The following is a 21,810-nucleotide window of genomic DNA, read 5'->3' on the forward strand; positions in this document are numbered from 1 at the left end:
CGACAATGCGGCTTTGATAAGTGCGGCGCGTCGGCGCGCATCGGACGATCCGCGATCTTCCGTCGCGGCCATGCCGCGCTTAAGTATCGAAGGAGCAGATTTCCGGCGTCGAGCGGCTTCCCGAACCTCTTCGGGATATGCTCTAAGGAGATGATGAAAGGGCGGCTCGACGAGGGCCGCCCCGGCGGGCGACAGGACGACGATATGACCGCAGGACGCCGCTCAGCGGCCGGAGCCAAACGGCGGCCGCCGCAAATTCGCGAGGGGGCCGGGACGAAGGTCGCGACCGAGGCGCCGGCGCCGGCGAAGAATTCGGATATCGCCCTGCTGTCCGGCGGACGCGAGCGGGCGGACGCCATCGGCGCAACGCGCGAGATCGCCGCCGAGAATGTCCAGCCGAAAGCGCGATCCAAGAAGAAGAACGGCAAGGGAGTCGGCGGAGCCGAAACGAAGCCGCGCGCGGGCGCCGACGCCTCGAGCCGAGCCGCGATCTCCGCCGCGCCGCCGCCCGCGGAGCCGACGGCGGAAGAGCGCCGCCGGCGTGAGCTCGAGGCCGCCGCCGCGCTGGTATCGGGCGCGGTTTCCGAATTGACCGAGGCGCAACGGCGCGGCCTGATGGGGCGATTGCAGGCGCTGGAGCCCACGCCGCAGGCCGCGGAGCCGACGCCCCCTCCGACAACTCCCGCCGCTCCGCCCACGATCCTCCCGCCGCGTCCTCCCGCGCGAAAGGACTCCACCGCGGACGGCGAGGCGGCGCATGATTTCGAGATCATCGCCGAGAATCTCGCGCGGCTCGTCGATCAGGGACGCAAGGCGCTCGCCGCCGCCATCGGCGGCATGGAGCCGGGCGACACACGCAGCGAATTGGCCAGCAATGTCGCCGACGCGACCAAGACGCTCGGCGCCGTCGCCGAGCGCTGGCTGGCGAAGCCCGAGCAGGCGGTCGCGGCCCAGGCCGATCTTCTCACCGGCCTCAGCGAGATCTGGAGCCAGACCTTGCGCCGCTTCTCCGGCGCCGACGTGCCGCCGGTCGTGCCGCCGGACCCGCACGACAAGCGCTTCGCCGCGCCCGAGTGGCGCGACAATCCCTTCTTCGATTGCCTGCGCCAGTCCTATGCGCTCACGACGCGTTGGGCGGGCGAGGCGGTCGAGCGCACGGAAGGGCTCGACCCGCAGACGAAATCCAAGGCCGCCTTCTACACGCGGCTCATCGCCAGCGCGCTGTCGCCGTCCAATTTCGTCGCCACCAATCCCGAACTCTTGCGCGCGACGCTCGACGCGCGCGGCGAAAATCTCGTGCGCGGCATGAAGATGCTGACCGAGGACCTCTCCGCCGGGCGCGGCATGCTGAAGCTGCGCCAGAGCGACGAGAGCAAGTTCGAGCTCGGCGTCGACATGGCCGCTACGCCGGGCAAGGTCGTCTTCCGCAACGAGGTGATGGAGCTCATTCAATATGCGTCCTCGACCGAGACGGTCTATGCGCGTCCGCTGCTGATCGTTCCGCCCTGGATCAACAAATTCTACGTGCTCGATCTCAATCGCGAGAAGAGCTTCGTGCGCTGGGCGACGAGCAAGGGCCTCACCGTCTTCGTGATCTCCTGGGTCAATCCCGACGAGAGCCAGGCGGAGAAAGGCTTCGACGCCTATATGAAGGAAGGCGTGCTCGCCGCGCTCGACGCGGCGCAGAAGGCGACGGGCGCGAAAAAGATAGCCGCCGCCGGCTATTGCGTCGGCGGCACCATGCTCGCCGCAACGCTCGCCTATATGGCCGAGAAGGGCGACGACCGCATCGACAGCGTGACCTTTCTCGCGACGCAGGTCGATTTCACCGACGCCGGCGACATGCAGGTGTTCATCGACGAGGCGCGGCTCGCCGCGCTCGACGAAGCGATGTCGCGCACCGGCTATCTCGAAGGCGTCAAAATGGCGACGACCTTCAATCTTCTGCGGCCGAACGAATTGTTCTGGACCTATTTCGTCAACAACTACATGAAGGGCGTCGAGCCCGCGGCCTTCGATCTCCTCACCTGGAACTCGGACTGCACGCGCATCCCCCGCGCCAATCACCTGTTCTATCTCCGCTACTGCTATATCGAGAATGCGCTCTCGCAGGGACGCATGGTGATCGACGGAGTCACACTCAATCTGCGCAAGGTGAAGATCCCGATCTATGAGCTCGCCGCCAAGGACGACCATATCGCGCCGGCGCGATCCGTCTTCACGGGCGCGAAATATTTCGGCGGCGACGTGCGCTATGTGCTCGCCGGCGCCGGTCACATCGCCGGCGTCGTCAACCCGCCCGACAAGAACAAATATCAATATTGGACGGGCGGAGCGCCGACCGGCGCCTATGAGGATTGGGCGAAGTCGGCGAAGGAGACCAAGGGCTCCTGGTGGCCGGACTGGCTCGCCTGGATCACCGCTCAGGCGCCCGAGCAGGTTCCCGCGCGCATCCCCGGCGACGGAGCGCTGAAGCCGATCTGCGACGCGCCGGGAGATTATGTGCGCGTGCGGGCGTGACGAGAGCCGCAGCCTCGAAGACGAGGACGCCGATCCTCGTCTTCGTCAGTCGCCGAACACGCGGCCGATGAGCGCGCCGGGGTTCCACCAGTCCGAGGACTTCTCCGAATCCGGGACGCCCTTGCCGCCCGCCACTTTCTGGCGGTAGGCGGCCGGCGGTTCCGTGAGAAACGCGCGGGTCGACGATTGTCCGGCCGCGCGCGTCTTCGGACCGCCGCCGCCGAGAATGGGATCGTCCGCCTCCGTGGCGACGGCGCACCGGCCCTCGGGGGCGGCGGCCAGACATTTGGTCGGCCCGCGCCCCCCGCCGGGCCCGTCGGGATTTTCGTTCCCTGCCTGCGGCGCCGGCGTCTGCGCGCCTCTGCGCCGCGCGACTTCCTGATCCACCGGCCAGGAGGCGGGACGGGCGGAGTCGCGCGCCTGTGGCTCGGGCAGCGCCCGACCGCCCGGCGGCAGCACCAGATTGGAGCGCTCGCGATAGACGATCTTCTCTTGCTCCTCGTCGCCGGCGCCGAACAGGGAGAGCATGGAGCTGAGGGTCGTGGTGTCGTCATAGGCGCGCGCCGGCGCGCCGCCCGAAAGGGTCACAAGAGCGAAGGCCAGCGCTCCGCTCGTCGACGCCCGGCCCACCTTCGTCGCCCGTCTCATCGTCTCCACCTCCATCCTTCGGGCTCCCTCGCCCTCGCTTCTTCCGCACCGTGCAATTACGTCCCGCTTCCCGGCATTTTAGAGGCGCCGTCCGCAGCTCGCCACACCAAATCGCGGCCGGCGCCGCGTCGACCCGCCCGAGCTCGGCCTAACGGGCTGTTAACCGAGACGCAGCAGATAGAATTTGCTCTCGCCGGCCGGCGCGGGCCGCGCCATATTGGCTTCGGGAGCGATCGGGGCGACGTGGGGATGGGCTGGAGGCGATCGACGGGAGCCGGTCTCGAGCGCGGCGGAGCGCTGCGACCGCGCGCTTGCGCGACCCTTTCCCTCTTTTTCCTGCTGCTGTTCGCCGTTCCTGCCGCCGCTACGCCGGCCGGGCCGGCGGGCGAATCGCCGCCGGGACAGCGGGCCGCGGCGACGAAGCCTCCCGTCGTCGAAGCCATAGCGGCGCGGCTCGAGGAGAAAAACGGCCGCGCCCGCCTCGTGTTCGAGATCACCGCCGCGGTCTCGGTCACGGCCTTTCCCGTGGCGGATCCGCCCCGCATCGTCGTCGATCTGCCCGAGGTCGCCTTCCGCATCGACCCCGGCGTCGGCCAGCCGGCCTCGTCACGCCGCCATGGCGCGACGGAGCGCGACGGCGTGGTGCGATCGTTCCGCTTCGGCCTCTTTGCGCCCGGCCGTTCGCGCATCGTCGTCGATCTCGCCCGGCCTGCGGCGATCGTGCGGGCCGAGAGCGAGGGAAGTCAGCGTGATCCGCGCCTCGTCATCGAGCTCGAGCAGACCGATGCGGCGAGCTTTGCCGCCGCCGCCGCGGCGCGCGCCCGGCCTTCCGCGCAGCTGGCGGATACGGCCGCGGCCTCGCCCCGGCCCGGCGACAAGCCGGTCCTGGTCATCGATCCGGGACATGGCGGCGTCGATGTCGGCGCGACCGGCGCCCATGGCGAGCAGGAGAAGACCCTCGTCCTCGATTTCGCCCGCACGCTCAAGGCGAAGCTCGAGGCGTCCGGCAAGCTGCGCGTCGTGCTGACGCGCGAGGACGATGTGTTCGTCGCGCTCGACGAGCGCGTGCGCGTCGCGCGCCGCGCGGGAGCCGAGCTGTTTCTCTCGATCCACGCCGACACGCTGGCCGAGACGAGCGTCGAGGGCGCGACCGTCTATACGGTCTCGGCTCACGCTTCGGACGCGGCGGCCGCCAGGACCGCGGAGAAGGAGAATCTCGCCGACCGCGCCGCGGGCCTCGACGCCGCGGCGGCGGAGGAGGAGGCGGCCGGCGTCGGCGACATTCTCTATGATCTCGCCCGCCGCGAGACCCGCGCCTACAGCCGCGTCTTCGCCCGCACGCTGGTGGCCTATTGGCGGAAATTCGGCCATCTCAACAAGAATCCCGACCGCTCCGCTGGATTCGTCGTCCTCAAGGCCTTCGACGTGCCCTCCGCTCTGCTCGAGCTCGGCTATTTGTCGAGCGAGCGCGATCTCGCGCGCCTGACCTCGGCCGAATGGCGCGAGCACGCCGCCGAATCGACCGCGCAGGCGATCGACCGCTATTTCGCCGAGCGCAACGAGGCCGAGGCGGAGCCGGCCAAGGCGGTCGCCACGACCGCGCGCCCACAATAAAACACAAAACGCGCCGATAAGCCGCGGCAGCGGCCGGCCGCGCGACGATTCGCCGAACGGCTTGCCGCGGCGGCGAATTATGCTCTACACGGGACGCCGACGGCGCGGCGCGCGCCAGATGATGACGTGGCGTGTCCTCGAGGGATGAATATTCATGCGGCTGTTCGCCCGCTTCCTGGGATTTGTCTTCGCGACCGGCGCCATCGTCTTTTTGATCGGCGTGACGGCGGCGGCGGGAATCGTCTACGTCTTCTCGAAGGACCTTCCCGACACGGCGCAATTGCGCAATTACGAGCCGCCGGTGACGACCCGCGTCCATGCGAACGACGGGTCGATCCTCGCCGAATATTCGCATGAGCGCCGCCTGTTCCTGCCGAGCGCCGCGATACCGCCGCTCGTCAAGCAGGCCTTCATCTCGGCCGAGGACAAGAACTTCCACACGCACAACGGCGTCGACTTCGAAGGCATCGCCCGCGCGCTGTCGATCCTCGCTCAGGGCGGTCGCCACATGCAGGGCGCCTCGACCATTACCCAGCAGGTCGCCAAGAACTTCCTCGTCGGCAACGAGCGCAGCATCGAGCGCAAGATCCGCGAGGCGCTGATCTCCTTCCGCATCGAGGCGGCCTATTCCAAGGACCGCATCCTCGAGCTCTATTTGAACGAGATCTATCTCGGCCTCGGCAATTACGGCGTCGCGGCGGCGGCGCTCAATTATTTCAATAAATCGGTCTATGAGCTGACCATCGCCGAGGCGGCCTATCTCGCCGCGCTTCCCAAGGCTCCGAACAATTACCATCCATTTCTCCATCGCGAGCGGGCGATCGAGCGGCGCAATTATGTGATCGACCGAATGGTCGCCGACGGCGTCATCGCGCAGAAGGAAGGGGACAAGGCGAAGACCGAGCCGCTCGGCGTCAATCCGCGCGTCACTTCGCCCAATACGTACGTCGCCGGCTTTTTCGCCGAAGAGGTGCGGCGGGAGCTGTACGAGAAATATGGCGACAAGAAGCTCTACGAGGGCGGGCTGTCGGTGCGCTCGACGCTCGATCCCAAGATGCAGGCCGTCACCCGCAAGGCGCTGGCCGACGGCCTCGTGCGCTTCGACGAGGCGCATGGTTTTCGCGGGCCGATGCGCCATATCGACACGTCCTATGATTGGGGCCTGCCGCTCGCCGAGATTCCGGCGCTCGGCGATGTGAAGCCCTGGCGCCTCGCCGTCGTGCTCGAGACCTATGACTCCTACGCCCGGATCGGGCTGCAGCCCGGCCGCGAGAAATCGGGCGACGTGGCGCGCGAACGCGAGACCGGCCAGCTGACCCAGGAGGGCATGCGCTGGGCCGGCCGTGTTCGGACGGCGCTCTCGCCGGGCGATGTGATCTATGTCGAGGCGATGGCCGGCAAGCCGGGCCAGTTCCGGCTCCGGCAGATTCCGGAAATCTCCGGCGCCATGGTCGCGATGGACCCCTATACGGGCCGCGTCTTCTCCATGGTCGGCGGCTTCTCCTATGATCAGTCGGAGTTCAACCGCGCCACGCAGGCGCTGCGCCAGCCGGGATCGTCCTTCAAGCCGTTCGTCTACGCCACGGCGCTCGACAATGGCTATACGCCGTCATCGTCGATCCTCGACGAGCCGATCACGATCGTGCAGGCGAACGGCGAGAGCTGGACGCCGGAGAATTTCGAGGGCGCGCACGGCACCGGCGCGCATCCGTTGCGCTATGGCGTCGAGCACTCCAAGAACATGATGACGGTGCGTCTCGCCAAGGATGTCGGCATGCCGCTCATCGCCGAATACGCGAAGCGCTTCGGCATCTATGACGACATGCCGCTCTATCTGCCGATGGCGCTCGGCGCCGGCGAAACCACCGTGCTGCGCATGGTGACCGCCTATTCGATGCTGTGCAACGGCGGCAAGCGCATCAAGGCGACGCTGATCGATCGTATCCAGGATCGCTGGGGGCACACCATCTACAAGCACGACGAGCGCCAATGCCTCGGCTGCGACGCGCCCAAATGGGAGAATCAGAACGAGCCCAAGCTGATCGACAAGCGCGAGCAGGTGCTCGATCCGCTGACCGCCTATCAGATCACCTCGATCATGGAAGGCGTCATCGAGCGCGGCACCGGCCAGTCGATCAAGGCGGTCGGCAAGCATCTCGCCGGCAAGACCGGCACGACCAACGACGCCAAGGACCTCTGGTTCGTCGGCTTCTCTCCAGATCTCGCGGTCGGCGTCTATATCGGCTACGACCGCCCGCGGCCGGTCGGCGAAGGCAAGAGCGCGCAGGCGGCGACCTATGCCGCGCCGATCTTCCGCGATTTCATGACGGTGGCGCTGAAGGACAAGCCGGACGTGCCGTTCCGCGTGCCGCCGGGCATCAAGCTCATCTCGGTCGATCCGCATTCGGGGCTGCGCAGCAAGGGCCAGGGCTCGATCCTCGAGGCGTTCAAGCCCGGCACGGCCCCGCCCGACTCCTATTCCGCGGCCGGCGCAGACGGCGGGCTGCGCTCCGGCGCGCAGGATGTGGACACGCAGCTCGGCGGCAGCGGGACCGGCGGACTGTATTGAGCGGGGCGGGGGCTATGTTCCGCTCATGACGAACACGATCGATCCGATCATGACGGCCCTGCCCTTCGAAATGGGAGCGTATCGACAGCGCACGGGGCTGATGGGAGAGCTGCGCCGCGAGGCGTCGATCTGTGACGCCGGAGGCGGCCGATTATCTCGAGAAGGTCGCCGCTCGATCCTACGGCGCTCGGGCCGGCGCAGGCGTCGCGATGGAGCCATCGCGATCGCACGCGCTTCGTCGATTGCATCGCTGCGTTTCTGGTCGAACCGCGACAGTGAGGCGTCCTCTACTCCCCCAAATGCCGCAGCGCCGCCGCCGCGGCGAAGGGGCAGAGGGCCAGAGCGGCCAGCGTGATCGCGCAGAGAATGGCGAATGGCGCGGCGAAGGGCACGGCTCCGCCAGACGCCGCCTGCGCCGCCGAGACGCCGAAGATCAGCACGGGGATCATCAGAGGCAGCGCGAGAAGCGCCATCAGCAGGCCGCCGCGGCGCAAGGTCACCGTCGCCGCCGCGCCGATCGCGCCGATGAGGGTCAAGGCCGGCGTGCCCGCGAGCAGCGTCGCCGTCACGGCGGCGAGCGCCGTCTCGTCTTGCTGCAGCATCAGGCCGAGCACGGGCGCGGCGAGCGTCAGCGGCAGGCCGGTCGTCACCCAATGCGCGGCGCATTTGGCCAGAACGACGAGCTCGAGCGGCGTCGGCGCGAGATGAAAGAGATCGAGCGAGCCGTCCTCCATATCGGCCTGGAACAGCCGGTCGAGGCACAGGAGGCTCGCGAGCAGGGCGGCGATCCACAAGATCGCCGGGCCGATCCGGGACAGGAGATTCGGATCGGGACCGATGGCGAAGGGCACGATCGTCACCATCACCAAAAAGAAGACGACGCCCATCGTCGCCGAGCCGCCGACGCGGCGGGAGACACTCAGATCGCGCAGGAAAAGCGCCAGTAGCGAAGAATTCACCTTCTGCCTCCCAGCGCCAGCTCGCGCGCGCCGGCGAGGCCCAGCGGCTCGTGGGTGGCTGCGACGATCATGCCGCCCCCGGCCAGATGCTCGCTCATCATTCGCGCCAGCCGGTCGCGGGAGGCGCGGTCGAGCGCGCTGGTCGGCTCGTCGAGCAGCCACAGCGCGCGATAGGCGACGAGCAGCCGCGCGAGCGCGATGCGCCGCTTCTGGCCCGCCGAGAGAATGGCGACCGGCGCCTCGCCGGCATGGGCGAGCCCGACGCGCTCCAGCGCCCGCGCGGGCGGGAGGCTCCGGCGGCTGTCGCCGCCGAGAAACCGCGCCCAGAATTCGAGATTTTCCCGCGCCGTGAGAGGCGCTTTCAGCCCGTCGGCATGGGCGAGATAATGGAGGAGGGCGGCGGCCTCCTCGCCTTGCGCCCCGTCGATCGCGACGCCGCCGCGCCGCGCCGGCAGCAGGCCGGCGATCGCCCGCAGAAGCGTCGATTTTCCGGCGCCGTTGCGCCCGGTGACGACGAGCGCCTCGCCGCTCTCGAGCGCGAAGCCGAGCCCGTCGATGACCGGCCTCCCGCCGCGCTCGACGCAGAGATCCTCGACCCGCAGGCGCAGCGGCGAGGAAGTCGCCTCGACGGGGCGCGGTGAAGGAGGCGGTTCGGCGCTCATGGGCACAAGGCAATAGCCATATCGCCCGGCAGTGGGAAGAGCCCCTGCTTCGGCCTTCCCTCGCGGGCGCGCGGCCGTCCGGGGAAAATTGTGGAGCAACGCCAAGGAGTCTTCGTTGCGCAGCCTCACGAGAAAGGGCGCGTCCCTCTCTCGGAAGGACAGCATGGCCGCGGAGCGGCGGGCGGGGCCTACGGCGCCGGGCGTTCTCGCGGAATGCGGCATTCCCCTCATCCGACCCGCTACGCCGGGCCGCCTTGCTCCCCATGGGAGAAGGAGTCGCGCCCGATCGTGACTGCTCTTCTCGGGGCGCCGACGGTATCGCACGCATGGCTTGCAGCCGAAAGGCGCGGGCAGTGGGGCTTTTTCAGTCTCACGGACCAGCCGACGAGCCCGGCGCGCCATGACGGATCGCTGGCGCTCCGAGGCCGAAGAATGCTAAGCCTGAAGGCCGATGCGGGCGCCTCGAGGAATCGGGCGCCCGCTCATCGTGAGGCGGCCGCTCGCCCGGAGGCGGGCGGCGAAAGATCGGGACGGCGCATCAAGGTGGCGAAGCACAACAGCCTTTCGGATTACGCATCGAGACGATTTCGTTTCGCCGGCAATGCGCTCCTGCAGTTCCATGACCCGTTCTTCGCGCAGATCGATCGTCTGCGGGCGGAGTTCGAGGCGAAAGGAACGCATTTCGTCAGTTTCGCCAATTATGACTATCTCGGCCTCGCCAATCATCCGCAGATCCTCGCCGAGGCGGATCGCGAGCTGCATCGGCTCGGCGTCGGCGCGCTGGCCTCGCGCCTCGTCGGGGGCGAGCGCTCGACGCACAAACCGTTCGAAGCGGAGATCGCCGAGTTCTTGCGGATGGAGAGCGCGCTGACGCTCGTCTCCGGCTATCTCGCCAATGTCACGACCATCTCCTGGCTGCTCGGCAAGCGCGACGCGCTGTTCATCGACGAACTCGCCCACAACAGCATCGTCGCCGGCTGCGAGGGCTCTCCGGCCGAGACGATCAAGTTCCGTCACAACGACTTCGATCATCTGGAGCAGCTGCTGCGGCGCCGGCGCGGCGATTTCCGCCATGCGCTGATCGTCGTCGAAGGCATCTACAGCATGGACGGCGACACCGCGGATCTGCCGCGCCTCGTCGAGATCAAGGAGCGTCACGACGCCTGGCTGATGGTGGACGAGGCGCATTCGCTCGGCGTGCTCGGCGAGACGGGACGCGGCCTCGCCGAGCTGCAGGGCGTCGATCCCGATCGCCTCGACCTCGTCGTCGGCACGATGTCGAAGACGCTCGCCTCCTGCGGCGGCTTCGTCTGCGCGAAGAAGCCGGTGATCGACTGGTTCCGCTACACGCTGCCGGGATTCGTCTACAGCGTCGGCCTGTCTCCCGTCATTCTCGCCTCGGCGCGCACGGCGCTGCGGCTGATGCAGGAGGAGAATTGGCGCGTCGGCAAGCTCGCGCGCAACGCCGAATTGTTCCGCGACTATGCGCATGCCAACGGGCTGAGCACCGGACCGGCGATCGGACGCGGCGTAGTGCCGATCCTCTTCCAGGACAGCGTCGAGACCATGTGGGCCTCGCAGCATCTCCTGGAGAAGGGGTTCTACGTGCCGCCGATCGTGCAGATCGGCGTGCCCAAGGATCAACCGCGGCTTCGCTTCTTCCTCTCCGCCAATCATTCGGAGGAGGAAATTCGCGGCGTGATCGACGCGCTGCGCGATCTGCCGCCCGTCGCCGCCGAAGCGCATGAATTGGTGAGAAAGGCGATGGCTGGCGTATGAGGGAGCGAACAGAGAGCGGCGAGTAGCGGTTGGTCCCTATTCGCTATTCGCTCTCTCCCGCGTCGTTATGCCCGCTTCCGCTCGTCCCGAGAGACCGATAGGTGTTCGCAATGGCCGGCATCGAAATCCTTCCCGTCGATAGCCTCGCGAGGTTTCTGACCTTCTGCAAGCTGCCGCGTCTCGTTTATAAGGGCGAGAAGGGTTTCGCGCCCTCGCTCGACGCGGAGCGCTGGACCGTCTACGGCCACAAGCTCAATCCGCATTTCAAGCTGGTCGAGGCGCAGGAGTTCTTGGCGCGCAAAGACGGCCGATGGGTCGGCCGCATCGCCGCGCAGATCTACAAGCCGCCGGTCGAGCCGGTCGGCGCCTCCCGCGCGCAATGGGGCTCGCTCGACGCGATCGATGATCCGGAGGTGGTCCGCGCGCTGACCGAGGCGGCGGAAGCTTGGCTCGGCGCGCGCGGGGCCGAGCGCATCAGCGGCCCGTTCTCGCCGTCGATCAACGCCGAATGCGGCATGCTGGTCGAGGGATTCGACGCGACGCCGATGATCTTCATGCCCTGGCATCCGCCCTATCTCTCGCGCCATGTCGAGGCGCTCGGCTATGTGAAAGCGCGCGATCTCATCTCCTATCGCTACATCACCGCCGAGCATGATTTCAGCAATAATCTGCGCATCGCCGAGCGGCGCGAATGGCGCAATCGGCTGAAAGTGAGGCAGCTGAACCTCGAGCAGCTGAAGAAGGGCGAGACCGCGCTGATGGCGGAGCTGTTCAACGACGGCTGGCGCGACAATTGGGGCTTCGTCCCGCTCGGCAAGGACGAGCTCGATTCCTCGGCGGATGTGCTGAAATACATCATGCCGCCGGAATTCGGCATCGTCGTCGAGCTCGACGGCGTCCCGCAATCCTTCGCGATCACCCTCCCCAATCTCCACGAGATCACCGCCGATTTCGAAGGAAGTCTGCTGCCCTTCAATCTGCCGCGCCTCGTCTCGCGATTCCGCAATCACAAGTTCCGCACGGCGCGACTCGTGTTCCTCGGCACGCGCAAGGCGTTGCAGAACAGCGCGACGGGCGGCGCGATCCTCCTGTCGATGATCGAGGAGATGCGCCAGCGCGGACGCAACGCCGAGATCGTCCAATTCGAGGCCGGCTGGGTGCTCGAGGACAATATGGGCATGCGCAAGCCGATCGAAATGTTCGGCGGCAAGATCGACAAGATTCATCGCATCTATGAAAAGCGCCTCTCGGGCGCGACAATGATTTCTTCGCCTGTCACGGAAGAGGCGACGCCATGAATGTCATCTCCATTTCTGCGACGTCCGCCGCCGACCGCTCACATGTCGAGCGCCGCCGCATGATCCTCGAGGCGCATCCCGAGGTGAAGACGCTGTTCGGCAAGGACGACATCACCTTCAAGATCACCGCCGCGATCTTCGCCGGACAAACGCTCATCGCCGCTATTCTCGGTTGGCTCGGCCTCTCCTATTGGCCGCTCGCCCTGCTGCTCGCCATTTGCGTCGGCGCCTTCGCCAATCACGCAAACTTCGTCGTGATCCACGACGCGATCCACAATTGCGTGTTCGAGAGCCCGCTACGCAACAAGCTCACGGCGCTGCTCGCCGATCTGCCCAACGCCTTTCCGACCGCGATGGGCTTTCGCTGCTATCACATCAAGCACCATTCGCATCTTTCGGCCTATGATTACGACGCCGACATTCCGAGCCGGTGGGAGGTGGAGTGGGTCGGAAACAGCACATGGCGCAAGGCGCTGTGGCTGTTCTTCTTCCCGGCCGTGCAGCTCGCCCGCCTGTCGCGGCTCAAGGGCACGGTGCCGATCATGGGCTTCTGGACCTATGTGAACGCCGTCGTCATCGCGCTCTTCGACGCTTTCGTGCTGTGGGCCTTCGGCCCCAATGCGCTGCTCTATCTCATCCTCTCCTTCTGGTTCTCGGTCGGCGGGCTGCACCCCTTGAGCGCGCGCTGGGTGCAGGAGCATTTCGCCTTCGGTCCCAACCAGGGCACGTTCGACTATTACGGCCCGCTCAACAAGCTCGCGCTCAACATCGGCTATCACAACGAGCACCATGATTTTCACGAGATCCCATGGCGCCGCCTGCCCGAGCTGACGAAGATGGCGCCGGAGTTCTACGAGCCGCTCGCCTGCCATCGCTCTTGGGTGGCGCTGCTCGTCACTTTCGTGTTCGACCCGCGTTATTCGCTCGAGACGCGCTCCGAGAATGTGGAGCGCGCGAGCGCCGCGCAGGCCATTCCCGCCCCTGCGGAATAAGGACCCATGACAGCGACCGAAAACGATGCGCTCGCCGCCTCTCCGCGCCTCTTCGAGAGCGACATTCTGGACAAGTTCTCGCGCGTCCATCACCTGACGCCGCCGCTCGTCTATGGCCCGATCATCCTGTGGCTTCTCGCCTATGCGAGCGGCTATGCGGGCGCGGGCGAGATTCTCTTCGCTTTTCTCATCGGCTATGTGGCCTGGACGCTCACCGAATATTTCGGCCATCGCTTCCTGTTCCACACGGTGTTCCCGCTCCCCTTCGGGCTCGGGCCGCGCTTCCAGTTCCTCATCCACGGCGTGCATCACATCTATCCGAGCGATCCGCTTCGGCTGGTCATGCCGCCCCTGCTCTCGGCTCCGATCATGCTGATCGCGCTGACGCTGATCCGGCTGCTCGTCGGCGGCGCCTTCGCCTGGCCGATGCTCGCCGGCTTCATCGCCGGCTATGTGCTCTATGATTGCGTGCACTATTGGACGCATCATGGCCAGCCCAGGTCCAAGCTCGGCTATTTCGTGCGCCGCCTGCACATGCTGCACCATTTCCGCGATCCGGAGCGCGGCTTCGGCGTTCACGCCATCTGGTGGGACTATGTCTTCGGCACGGCCTATGAGAAGAGCCAGACGCCGGGATCGCGCGCTCTGTGAGCGCGGGCGCGCGTTCCCGCGTCAAATCCGCGCTCTACAATAATCTGCGCCGCGGTCATAAATGAGCCGGGAAAGAAACGCATGCCGGCGTCTCAGCGCCGGAGTCGGGCCGTTCGCATGTCGCATGTCGAAAATTCGGAGAGTTCCGTGGCGGCGCCTCCGAAGCTCCTGAGAGAGGGAAGAGGCCGCCTTCGCGCGTTCGCCTCCGCAGTCGCGGCCCAGCTCGCGAAATGGTATCGCTCGCCACCGTCCCGGCGCATCGCCATCGGCGGCGTCGCGGCGCTCGCCGGCGTGCTGTGGCGGCTGCTCATCGGCGGCGACGCCGGCAGCCACGTCTATGTCGCCTTTTATCTGCCGGTTCTCGCCGCCTCTTTCGCCGGCGGCGCCGTGTCCGGCTCGGTGGCGCTGCTGCTCGGCGCCCTCGCGGCGCAATTCTGGTTCGCTTCGATGGCGGGTCTGCAGGACACGCTGGCCCTGCTGACCTTCCTCGCGACGAACAGCGCCATCATCATCGTCGGCGAGGCGTTCCAGCGAACATTGACTCATGTCGACAATCTCGAGACGCGCCACACGATGGAGCGGCTCGCCGTGCAGAATGCGATGCTGGTCGAGCAGTTCGGCAATGTGGCTCTGGCGGCGCCCGGCGTCGTCTTCTCCTTCCGCCTGGACGCCGCCGGCTGGGGCTCCTGCCCCTATCTCGCCGAGAATGTGCGGACCATTTTCGGCGTCACGCCCGAAGAGATCGAGGGCGACGCCGCGCCCATGCTGCGCCGCGTCCATCCCGAGGACGCGGATCGCATGCGCGCGAGCTTCGCCGCCTCGGCCGCGCATATGACGCTCCTGCGCGAGGAGTTCCGCTACGACCATCCGGGAAAAGGCCGCATCTGGCTCGAGACGCAGGCGCGGCCGGTGCGCCAGGCGGACGGCGCCATCGTCTGGTACGGCTACGCCCAGGACGTCACCGAGCGCAAGCGCGAGGAGGCGGCGCGGCGCGACGCCGAGAAGGCGCTGGAGCAGCGCATCGTCGAGCTCGAGCGCGCCAATGAGCGCCTCGCGCGTTTCGCCTATGTCGCCTCGCATGATCTGCAGGAGCCGCTGCGCAAGATCGTCGCCTTTTCGCAAATGCTGGACGCCGCCGTCGGCGCGGCGGATTACTCGGATGTGGCCCATGCGGGCGAGGTGATGCGCCGCTCGGCGCTGCGCGCGCGCGAGCTCGTCGACGATCTGCTCGTCTATTCGCGGCTGACCGACGCACCGCTGAAGCTGCAGCGGCGCGACCTGCGCGTCGAGATCCAGTCGGCGCTGACGGACCTGTCCGAGCTGATCGAGGAATCGAAAGCGGATATCCATCTCGACGTGCCGAATGTGGAATTCTCGGTCGACCCGCCGCAATTCGCGCGGCTCATGCACAATCTCGTCAGCAATGCGATCAAGTTCCGACGTCCGGGCGAGACGCCGCGCATCGCCATCTCCTCCCATGTCGCAGACGGCATGCTGCGGCTTTCCGTGTCGGACGAAGGCGTCGGCTTCGAGGCGAAATATGCGCAGGCGATTTTCGAACCGTTCAAGCGGCTGCACAGCAAGGCGCAATATCCCGGCACGGGCATCGGCCTCGCGATCTGCAAGACCATCGCGGATCGTCACGGCTGGACGCTGACGGCCTGCTCGCAACCGCAGCAGGGCGCGACCTTCGAGCTGGCGATGCCGGTGGAGGCGGAATGATCCGAGAGACGCGGCCGGGGCAGGAGGAAATCATGCACGAGCTTCTCCTCCTGGCCGCGAGAAGCAGGACTTGGCCGCGCTTTGGACGCTATGCCGGAGCGTCCGGCCTCGCGCTGCTGGGATGCGCCGCGCAATATCTTCTGAGAAACGATCTGCCTCCCGGTCATCTCGTCGTGATGGTTCCGCCGATCCTGCTCAGCGCCGTGCTGTTCGGCGGAAGCGCAGGAGCGTGGTCGGTCGCGCTCGACGCCGCCCTCGCAGCCTATATTTTTTTCGAGCCGGAGGGATTTGCGGTCGCCGATCCCGCCCATGCGCTCGCGCTGCTGGTGTTCATCGTCACGGGACTGCTGATCGTCCTGGTCGTGGGGGAGCTCCAACGCGCTCTCGACCAGCTCGAAGACGAGTCGACCGCCGTCCGAGAGGGTCTCACGCAGGCGGCGAAAGGCGGCGAGTTGAAGGATCTGCTCCTTCAGGACATGGCGCATCGGACCAAGAACGATCTGCAATTCCTCTCGTCGATGCTTCAGATCGAGGCGCGTGCGCTCGACGGCGAAACCGGCAGAGCGTCCTTGCTCGCGGCCGCGGGCCGCGTCGCCGTCGTCGGCCGGGTCCACTCGCTTCTGCAGAGCTGCGAGGCGAAGACCGTTCGGATGAAGCCGCTGATCGAGGATCTCTGCGGCGATCTGAGGCTGTCGCTCGTGGGCCTGCATCCCGTCGCGCTCAGAACCGACGTGGCGAATTGCGCTTTTCCTCTCGATGTCGCGCGCGCCACCGCGCTGATCGTCAACGAGCTCGTCACCAATGCGCTGAAATACGCCTTTCCGGACGATCGTCCCGGGACGGTGAAAATTCGCTTGGCCGAGGAGAGGAGCGAGATCGCGCTGCTGGTGGAGGACGACGGCGTCGGCTTCGGCCCGGACGCGCCGCCGAAAGGAACCGGCTTCGGACAGAAGCTCGTGCGCTCGCTCGCGCAGCAGCTGGGCGGCGCGCTCACGATCAGCGCCGCGCCGATGGGAACGCGATGCGAGCTGCGCTTTCCGACGCCGGCGTGATGCGACGCGAGAGGCGATCGGCGCCTCGACTGCTCCTTTGCTTACGGCCGCTCCACGGACGGACGGCGGTCCGAATGCTCGGAATAGGCGGAGATCGCCTGCGAGATCGTCGTGGCGGACGAGGCGGCGGTCTCGGCGCCGCCGAGTGTGAGCTGCCGCAGCCGGCCGAGCAGCGCGTCGATGCGATCCCACGCCTCGTCGGCGGCGGAACCCGTCGTCGCTCCGCTCGCCGAGCCCATGGTTTGCGCGCGCAAATCCTGCGACGCGAGGCCGGCGCCGTTCGATGCGCGCTCGACCTTCGGCGACAACGATATCCGCTGCAAGGACGCGTCGAGCGGCGCACAGGACGATGCGGCGACGAAGCCGGAAGGAGAAAAAGGCATGGGCAGGTCCCGCTCGGGTGATCGAGACGCCCAAGATCGAGCATGCCCGTTTATTTTCCGGGCTCCGAAAGAAGACAATTCCCGACGCCGCGTCAAACTTTCTTTAACCATCCGCCGCCGCCCGCGTCAGCGGCCGACGGTGACGCCGGGCGCGAAGCGGAGCGCGTCGCCGAGCGTGGTCGCCTGCACGTCGTCCATCATCTTGCGCGAGACCACGGTGACGCTTCCGGGAATATCCATCACGTCGCGCTTCTGGCCGGCCGGCCCGGTGACATATCGCACGTAATAGCCGTCCTCGGCCGGCGGCTTTGTCGCGCGCCGGTTCTTGGCCGCCGATTCGGCGAGCGCTGCGGTCGACGCGAATGCGAGCGCGACGCTCGCGGCGATAATGCGTGAAATCGGCATAACGAGACCCTCCTCATCTGCGACAAGAGCTCGGAACGCGCCACGATACGATATAATCGTCTCTTGCGCATGATCTTTCGATCCGTGAGCGAAGGGTTGTGCGAGCGGTCGCTGGCGCCCGCCGGAGACTGCGCTAAACTTCCGAGAGATTCGCCGGGAGACTCCGATGGCCTATCGCGCCCCGCTCGACGACCTTTTCTTCGCCATGCGCCGGGCGGCCGGAGAAACCACCTTCGCGGCGAGCGGGCTCTACGCCGATTGCGACGAGCAGACCGTGCGCGCGACGCTGGAGGAGGCGGCGAAATTCGCCGAGGGCGTCCTGCTGCCGCTCGATTCCGTCGGCGATCGCGAAGGGCTGCGCTTCGTGGGCGGCGAGGTGGCGACGCCCCCCGGCTGGCGCGACGCCTATCGCCAATGGGTCGAGGGCGGCTGGAACGCGCTCGCCGCCGGCCCCGCCCATGGCGGCATGGGCCTGCCGCTGCTGCTCGCCGCGGCCTGCACGGAAATCTGGAACGCCGCCGATATCTCCTTCGCGCTCTGCCCGCTGCTCGGCCAGGGCGCGATCGAGGCGATGGAGGCGCATGCGAGCGAAGAGCTGAAGGCCGCCTATCTGCCGAAGATGATATCCGGAGAATGGACGGCGACGATGAATCTGACCGAGCCGCAGGCGGGCTCCGATCTCGCGCGGCTGCGCGCCCGCGCCGAGCGCGCCGGCGACGGCTCCTATCGGCTGTTCGGCCAGAAGATCTTCATCACCTATGGCGAGCACGATCTCGCCGAAAACATCGTGCATTTCGTGCTCGCGCGCCTGCCCGACGCGCCCGCCGGCACGCGCGGGATCTCGCTGTTCCTCGCGCCGAAATTCCTGCCCGACGCCGATGGAAATCCCGGCGAGCGCAACGATGTGCGCTGCGCCGGCGTCGAGCGCAAGCTCGGCATCCACGCCGCGCCGACCTGCACCATGGCCTATGGCGAGCAGGGCGGCGCGCGCGCCTTTCTCGTCGGCGAGGAGAACGCCGGCCTCGCCTGCATGTTCACCATGATGAACAATGCGCGGCTCTCGGTCGGCCTGCAGGGCGTCGCCCTCGCCGAAAGGGCGACGCAGGCCGCGCTCGCCTATGCGCGCGAGCGGCTGCAGGGCCGCGCGCCCGGCGGCCCCGATCCGTCGCCGATCGTCGCCCATCCCGATGTCGCGCGCATGCTGCTGACGATGAAGGCGCAGACCGCGGCGTCGCGCGCGATCTGCTTTCTCACCGCCGCCTCGCTCGACCGCGCGCGACGGCTCGACGGCGAGGCCGCGCGCGAAGCGGAGGAGCGCGCCGGCCTGTTGACGCCGCTCGCCAAGGCCTATTCCACCGACATCGGCGTCGAGGCGGCCTCGCTCGGCATTCAGGTCCATGGCGGCATGGGCTTCATCGAGGAGACCGGCGCGGCGCAGTTGCTGCGCGACGCGCGCATCACGCCGATCTACGAGGGAACCAATGGCATTCAGGCGATCGATCTCGTCACGCGCAAGCTGCGCCTCTCGGACGGCGCGGCGGTGCGGCGCGAGATCGACGACATGCGCGCCGATATCGACGCGCTCGCGTCGGCCGACGTGGTTTTCGTCCATATCGGAGAACGCGCCGCGGCGGCGGTCGACGCCTTCGAGCGCGCGACCGACTTTCTGTTCTCGATCGGCGAGCCGCGCGGCGTCGAGGAGCTCGCGGCGGCGACGCCCTATCTGAAGCTGTTCGGCCTCGCGCGCGGCGTCACTCTGCTCGGCGCGGACGCGCTCGCCGCGCATCGCGCCGGAGACGCCGCCGCGGAGGAGAAAATCGTGCTGGCGCGCTTCTTCGGCGACAATCTCGCCGTGGGCGCGGAGGGATTGGAGCGGGCGGTCGTCGCCGGCGGCGATTCGGTCGCCGCCGCTCTTCCGCTGCTCGCCGGACGCCGATAACGGAGACGGGCGGCGGCGCGCCGTCGGAACGAAAGGAAAGCGGATGCAAGGCGCCGAAATCGTCGCGCTGCGCGACGGTCACGTCATGCGGATCGTCATCGACCGGCCGAGCAAGAAGAACGCGCTGAACAAGGCGATGTACGAGCGCCTGATCGCTCTTCTCGCCCAAGCGGACGCGGACGACGATACGCGGGCCGTCGTCGTGAGCGGGGCGGGCGGGATATTCACCGCCGGCAACGACCTCGAGGATTTCCGCAAGCCGTTCGACAATATGAAGGAGTTCCCGGCGCTGCGCTTCGTGCGCACGCTCGCCGGGCTGCATACGCCGATCGTCGCGGCGGTCACGGGCGACGCGGTCGGCGTCGGCGTGACGATGCTGCTGCATTGCGATCTCGTCTACGCCGCGCGTGGAGCGCGTTTCAGATTGCCTTTCGTCGAGCTCGGCGTGCTGCCCGAGGCCGGCTCGACTCTGCTGCTGCCGCATCGTATCGGCCTCGCCAAGGCGAGCGAGTTCATGCTGCTCTGCGACGCCTTCGACGGCGAGGAGGCCCTGCGGCTCGGCCTCGTCAATCGCCTGGGCGCGGGCGAAGAGGTCGAATCCATGGCGCTCGAGGCGGCGCGTCGCCTCGCCGAGAAGCCGCGCGCCGCGCTGGCCGCGACCCGCCGGCTGCTGCGCGGCGATACGGCTGCGGTCGCGCAGCGCCTCGAGGAGGAAGGGGCCCTGTTCGCCGCCGCGCTGACGACCCGCGAATTCCGCGCGCGTCTCGAAGCCTTCTTCGCCCAGCATCCGCCGGGCGGCGGCGACTGACGATCGGCGTCGGTCGGCCGATTCGACTCCGGCGGCTATTCGTCGCCGTAATTGCCGTAGTTCACGAGCCGCGAGCAGCGGACGAGAATGGCGCGCATCTTTTCGCCGGCGCGCGCGCATGTGCCGGCGACGCGGCCGAGATCCTGCGGCGCGCCGTTGCGATAATGCAGCCGAACCGCTGCGACGCTGGCGACGGCGATCGTGTCGAGCTCCGCCACATAGGCCTCGAATCGTTTGCGGAACGTCGGGTCGAGCCGCTCATAGGCGGCGAGGGCGCCATGGCGGCCGGTCAATTGCGATTTCTCGAAATATTCCCGGTAGCTCACCGGACGCCAGGCCAGGAGATCGTCGATCAGCTCCGGCATTTGCGGCAGCTGCTCCAGCATCATCACCAGCTCGTTGAACAGATTGAGATAATCATTGGCCAGTCCGGACACCGGATTGACCAGCGGCTTGGCGGCCGGCGCCGAACGGTCGCGTGCGAATTGATCGATAGCGGCAAATTGCACGTCAGCGGTCATTATGGAGTCTCGATGTGGCTGGACCACTATCCCCCCCAATTGATAACAATCTATTTCCAAGGCTACGTGACGAGTGGGAGAACATTCGTCTTTTCCTCGGCTTCCGCCGAGGCCGGGAGACGAGCGACGGCGATGTGCGGGCGTTATGCGATCACTCTGCCGGCGGAGGCCGCGCGGGATTACTTCGGCTATGTCGACGAGCCGAATTTTCCGCCGCGCTACAATATCGCGCCGACGCAGCCCGTTCCCATCGTCCGGCTGGAGCGCTCGGGCGCCGGCGGTTTTTCGCGACGATTCCGGCTCGTGCGCTGGGGCTTCCTTCCAGGTTTCGTCAAAGATCCGCGCGAGTTTCCGTTGCTGTTCAACGCCCGCGCCGAGAGCGCGCCGGAGAAGCCGAGTTTTCGCGCGGCGATGAGGCGGCGGCGTTGCTTGTTCATCGCCGACGCCTATTACGAATGGCGACGCGAGCCGGGCCGCGGCCGGTCGTCCCGCGCCGGCGCGCCTTTTCTCTTTCGCCGAGCCGACGGCGCGCCGCTGGCGCTCGCCGGCCTCTACGAGACTTGGAGCTCCGCGGACGGCAGTGAGATCGACACCGCCTGCATTCTGACGACATCCGCCAATGGCGCGACCGTCGCGATTCACGAGCGCATGCCGGCGCTGCTCGAAAGCCGAGACTTCGACTTATGGTTGAATTGCGAGGACGAGCGCGGCGCCGAAGACGCCTGGCGGCTGCTCGCGCCCGCGCCCGACGATGCATTGGAGTTCTTCGAGATCGGACCCGATGTGAACAAGGCCGAAAACGACGGGCCGTCGATTCAGGCGCCGCACAGGAGCAGGCTGCTGTGATCCGCGTCACGCCCTTTCTCTCCATCGACGAGAGCGAGTTGGAGGAAACGTTCCTGCGCTCTTCCGGCGCCGGCGGGCAGAATGTGCAGAAAGTCGAGACGGCCGTGCAGCTGCGCTTCGACGCGCGCCATTCGCCGAGCTTGCCGCCGCCGATGCGCGCGCGGCTCGAAAAGCTCGCCGGCAAGAGGCTGACGAAGGACGGCGTGATCGTCATCACCGCCCAGCGCCACCGTACACAGGAGCGCAACCGCGCCGATGCGCGAGAGCGGCTGCTGGCGCTGATCTTCGCGGCCGCCGCGCCGCCGCCCCCGCCCCGCCGCGAGACGAAGCCCACCTACGCCTCCAAGCTGCGCCGCCTCGAGGGCAAGAAGCTGCGCGCCGGCGTCAAGTCGCTGCGCGGCAAGGTGGAGGAGTGACGGCCAGCGCCGACAGCGAGCCTGCT

At 67.3% G+C, this 21,810-nt stretch carries 19 protein-coding genes; 13 read left to right on the forward strand and 6 right to left on the reverse strand.

The window, feature by feature from the left end; translation table 11 throughout:
• Positions 1-204: 204 nt before the first annotated feature.
• Positions 205-2,520: a PHA/PHB synthase family protein gene (locus AC6IW9_RS08690; protein ID WP_497771492.1), complete on the forward strand. Its 2,316-nt coding sequence runs from the start codon at positions 205-207 to the stop codon at positions 2,518-2,520.
• 45 nt (positions 2,521-2,565) lie between these two features.
• Here AC6IW9_RS08690 and AC6IW9_RS08695 read toward each other — a convergent pair whose 3' ends face one another.
• Entirely contained in the window at positions 2,566-3,168 is a 603-nt protein-coding gene (locus tag AC6IW9_RS08695; RefSeq protein ID WP_497771495.1) for a hypothetical protein, read from the reverse strand.
• A gap of 249 nt (positions 3,169-3,417) precedes the next feature.
• On the opposite strand from AC6IW9_RS08695, the gene AC6IW9_RS08700 reads away from it, so the two are divergent.
• Positions 3,418-4,782 carry an N-acetylmuramoyl-L-alanine amidase gene (locus AC6IW9_RS08700; RefSeq protein WP_497771498.1) on the forward strand — a complete coding sequence of 455 codons (1,365 nt, stop codon included), beginning with the start codon at positions 3,418-3,420 and terminating at the stop codon, positions 4,780-4,782.
• Between the two features lie 154 nt (positions 4,783-4,936).
• Entirely contained in the window at positions 4,937-7,351 is a 2,415-nt protein-coding gene (locus tag AC6IW9_RS08705) for a penicillin-binding protein 1A (RefSeq protein WP_497771502.1), read from the forward strand.
• 287 nt (positions 7,352-7,638) lie between these two features.
• Here the strand turns inward: AC6IW9_RS08705 and ccmB are convergent, their stop codons facing one another.
• Together ccmB and ccmA are read right to left on the reverse strand one after the other, a co-directional pair.
• Entirely contained in the window at positions 7,639-8,310 is a 672-nt protein-coding gene (gene ccmB / locus AC6IW9_RS08710) for a heme exporter protein CcmB (RefSeq protein ID WP_497771505.1), read from the reverse strand.
• Entirely contained in the window at positions 8,307-8,972 is a 666-nt protein-coding gene (gene ccmA, locus AC6IW9_RS08715; protein ID WP_497771508.1) for a heme ABC exporter ATP-binding protein CcmA, read from the reverse strand. The genes ccmB and ccmA overlap by 4 nt, the downstream gene beginning before the upstream one ends.
• Before the next feature lie 543 nt (positions 8,973-9,515).
• Here ccmA and AC6IW9_RS08720 point away from each other — a divergent pair.
• The 6 genes from AC6IW9_RS08720 to AC6IW9_RS08745 all read left to right on the forward strand — a co-directional run bounded on the left by AC6IW9_RS08720 (position 9,516) and on the right by AC6IW9_RS08745 (position 16,466).
• The gene (locus AC6IW9_RS08720; protein WP_497772476.1) at positions 9,516-10,751 is read left to right on the forward strand and encodes an aminotransferase class I/II-fold pyridoxal phosphate-dependent enzyme; all 1,236 of its coding nucleotides are present in this window, start codon (positions 9,516-9,518) and stop codon (positions 10,749-10,751) included.
• A 110-nt stretch (positions 10,752-10,861) separates the two neighbouring features.
• A complete protein-coding gene (locus AC6IW9_RS08725; RefSeq protein ID WP_497771510.1) occupies positions 10,862-12,049 on the forward strand; it encodes a GNAT family protein in 1,188 nt (395 codons plus the stop codon).
• Positions 12,046-13,041, forward strand: coding sequence for a fatty acid desaturase (locus tag AC6IW9_RS08730; protein WP_497771515.1), 996 nt, complete (start codon positions 12,046-12,048; stop codon positions 13,039-13,041). Before AC6IW9_RS08725 ends, AC6IW9_RS08730 begins: the two co-directional genes overlap by 4 nt.
• Positions 13,042-13,047: 6 nt before the next feature.
• On the forward strand, positions 13,048-13,692 hold the full coding sequence (locus AC6IW9_RS08735) for a sterol desaturase family protein (RefSeq protein ID WP_497771518.1): 645 nt from the start codon (positions 13,048-13,050) through the stop codon (positions 13,690-13,692).
• A gap of 147 nt (positions 13,693-13,839) precedes the next feature.
• Entirely contained in the window at positions 13,840-15,414 is a 1,575-nt protein-coding gene (locus AC6IW9_RS08740; protein ID WP_497771522.1) for a sensor histidine kinase, read from the forward strand.
• A 32-nt stretch (positions 15,415-15,446) separates the two neighbouring features.
• Positions 15,447-16,466 carry a sensor histidine kinase gene (locus AC6IW9_RS08745; protein ID WP_497771525.1) on the forward strand — a complete coding sequence of 340 codons (1,020 nt, stop codon included), beginning with the start codon at positions 15,447-15,449 and terminating at the stop codon, positions 16,464-16,466.
• Between the two features lie 41 nt (positions 16,467-16,507).
• Here the strand turns inward: AC6IW9_RS08745 and AC6IW9_RS08750 are convergent, their stop codons facing one another.
• Positions 16,508-16,849 carry a hypothetical protein gene (locus AC6IW9_RS08750; RefSeq protein WP_497771528.1) on the reverse strand — a complete coding sequence of 114 codons (342 nt, stop codon included), beginning with the start codon at positions 16,847-16,849 and terminating at the stop codon, positions 16,508-16,510.
• 126 nt (positions 16,850-16,975) lie between these two features.
• Positions 16,976-17,254: a TonB-dependent receptor plug domain-containing protein gene (locus AC6IW9_RS08755; RefSeq protein WP_497771531.1), complete on the reverse strand. Its 279-nt coding sequence runs from the start codon at positions 17,252-17,254 to the stop codon at positions 16,976-16,978.
• A gap of 166 nt (positions 17,255-17,420) precedes the next feature.
• Here AC6IW9_RS08755 and AC6IW9_RS08760 point away from each other — a divergent pair, with 166 nt between their 5' ends.
• Entirely contained in the window at positions 17,421-19,193 is a 1,773-nt protein-coding gene (locus tag AC6IW9_RS08760) for an acyl-CoA dehydrogenase family protein (protein ID WP_497771534.1), read from the forward strand.
• 43 nt (positions 19,194-19,236) lie between these two features.
• Complete coding sequence (locus AC6IW9_RS08765) at positions 19,237-20,001, forward strand: enoyl-CoA hydratase-related protein (RefSeq protein ID WP_497771536.1); 765 nt, start codon at positions 19,237-19,239, stop codon at positions 19,999-20,001.
• Positions 20,002-20,036: 35 nt separating this feature from the next.
• Here AC6IW9_RS08765 and AC6IW9_RS08770 read toward each other — a convergent pair whose 3' ends face one another.
• Positions 20,037-20,522: a hypothetical protein gene (locus AC6IW9_RS08770; RefSeq protein WP_497771539.1), complete on the reverse strand. Its 486-nt coding sequence runs from the start codon at positions 20,520-20,522 to the stop codon at positions 20,037-20,039.
• A gap of 12 nt (positions 20,523-20,534) precedes the next feature.
• Between AC6IW9_RS08770 and AC6IW9_RS08775 the strand changes: the two genes are divergently transcribed.
• Both AC6IW9_RS08775 and arfB read left to right on the forward strand, forming a co-directional pair.
• Positions 20,535-21,368, forward strand: coding sequence for an SOS response-associated peptidase (locus tag AC6IW9_RS08775; RefSeq protein ID WP_497771542.1), 834 nt, complete (start codon positions 20,535-20,537; stop codon positions 21,366-21,368).
• Positions 21,365-21,784 (forward strand): alternative ribosome rescue aminoacyl-tRNA hydrolase ArfB, encoded by a 420-nt coding sequence (gene arfB, locus AC6IW9_RS08780; protein ID WP_497771544.1) that lies wholly within the window; start codon positions 21,365-21,367, stop codon positions 21,782-21,784. Before AC6IW9_RS08775 ends, arfB begins: the two co-directional genes overlap by 4 nt.
• Positions 21,785-21,810: the final 26 nt, after the last annotated feature.

Source organism: Methylosinus sp. shoA, from assembly GCF_059718125.1.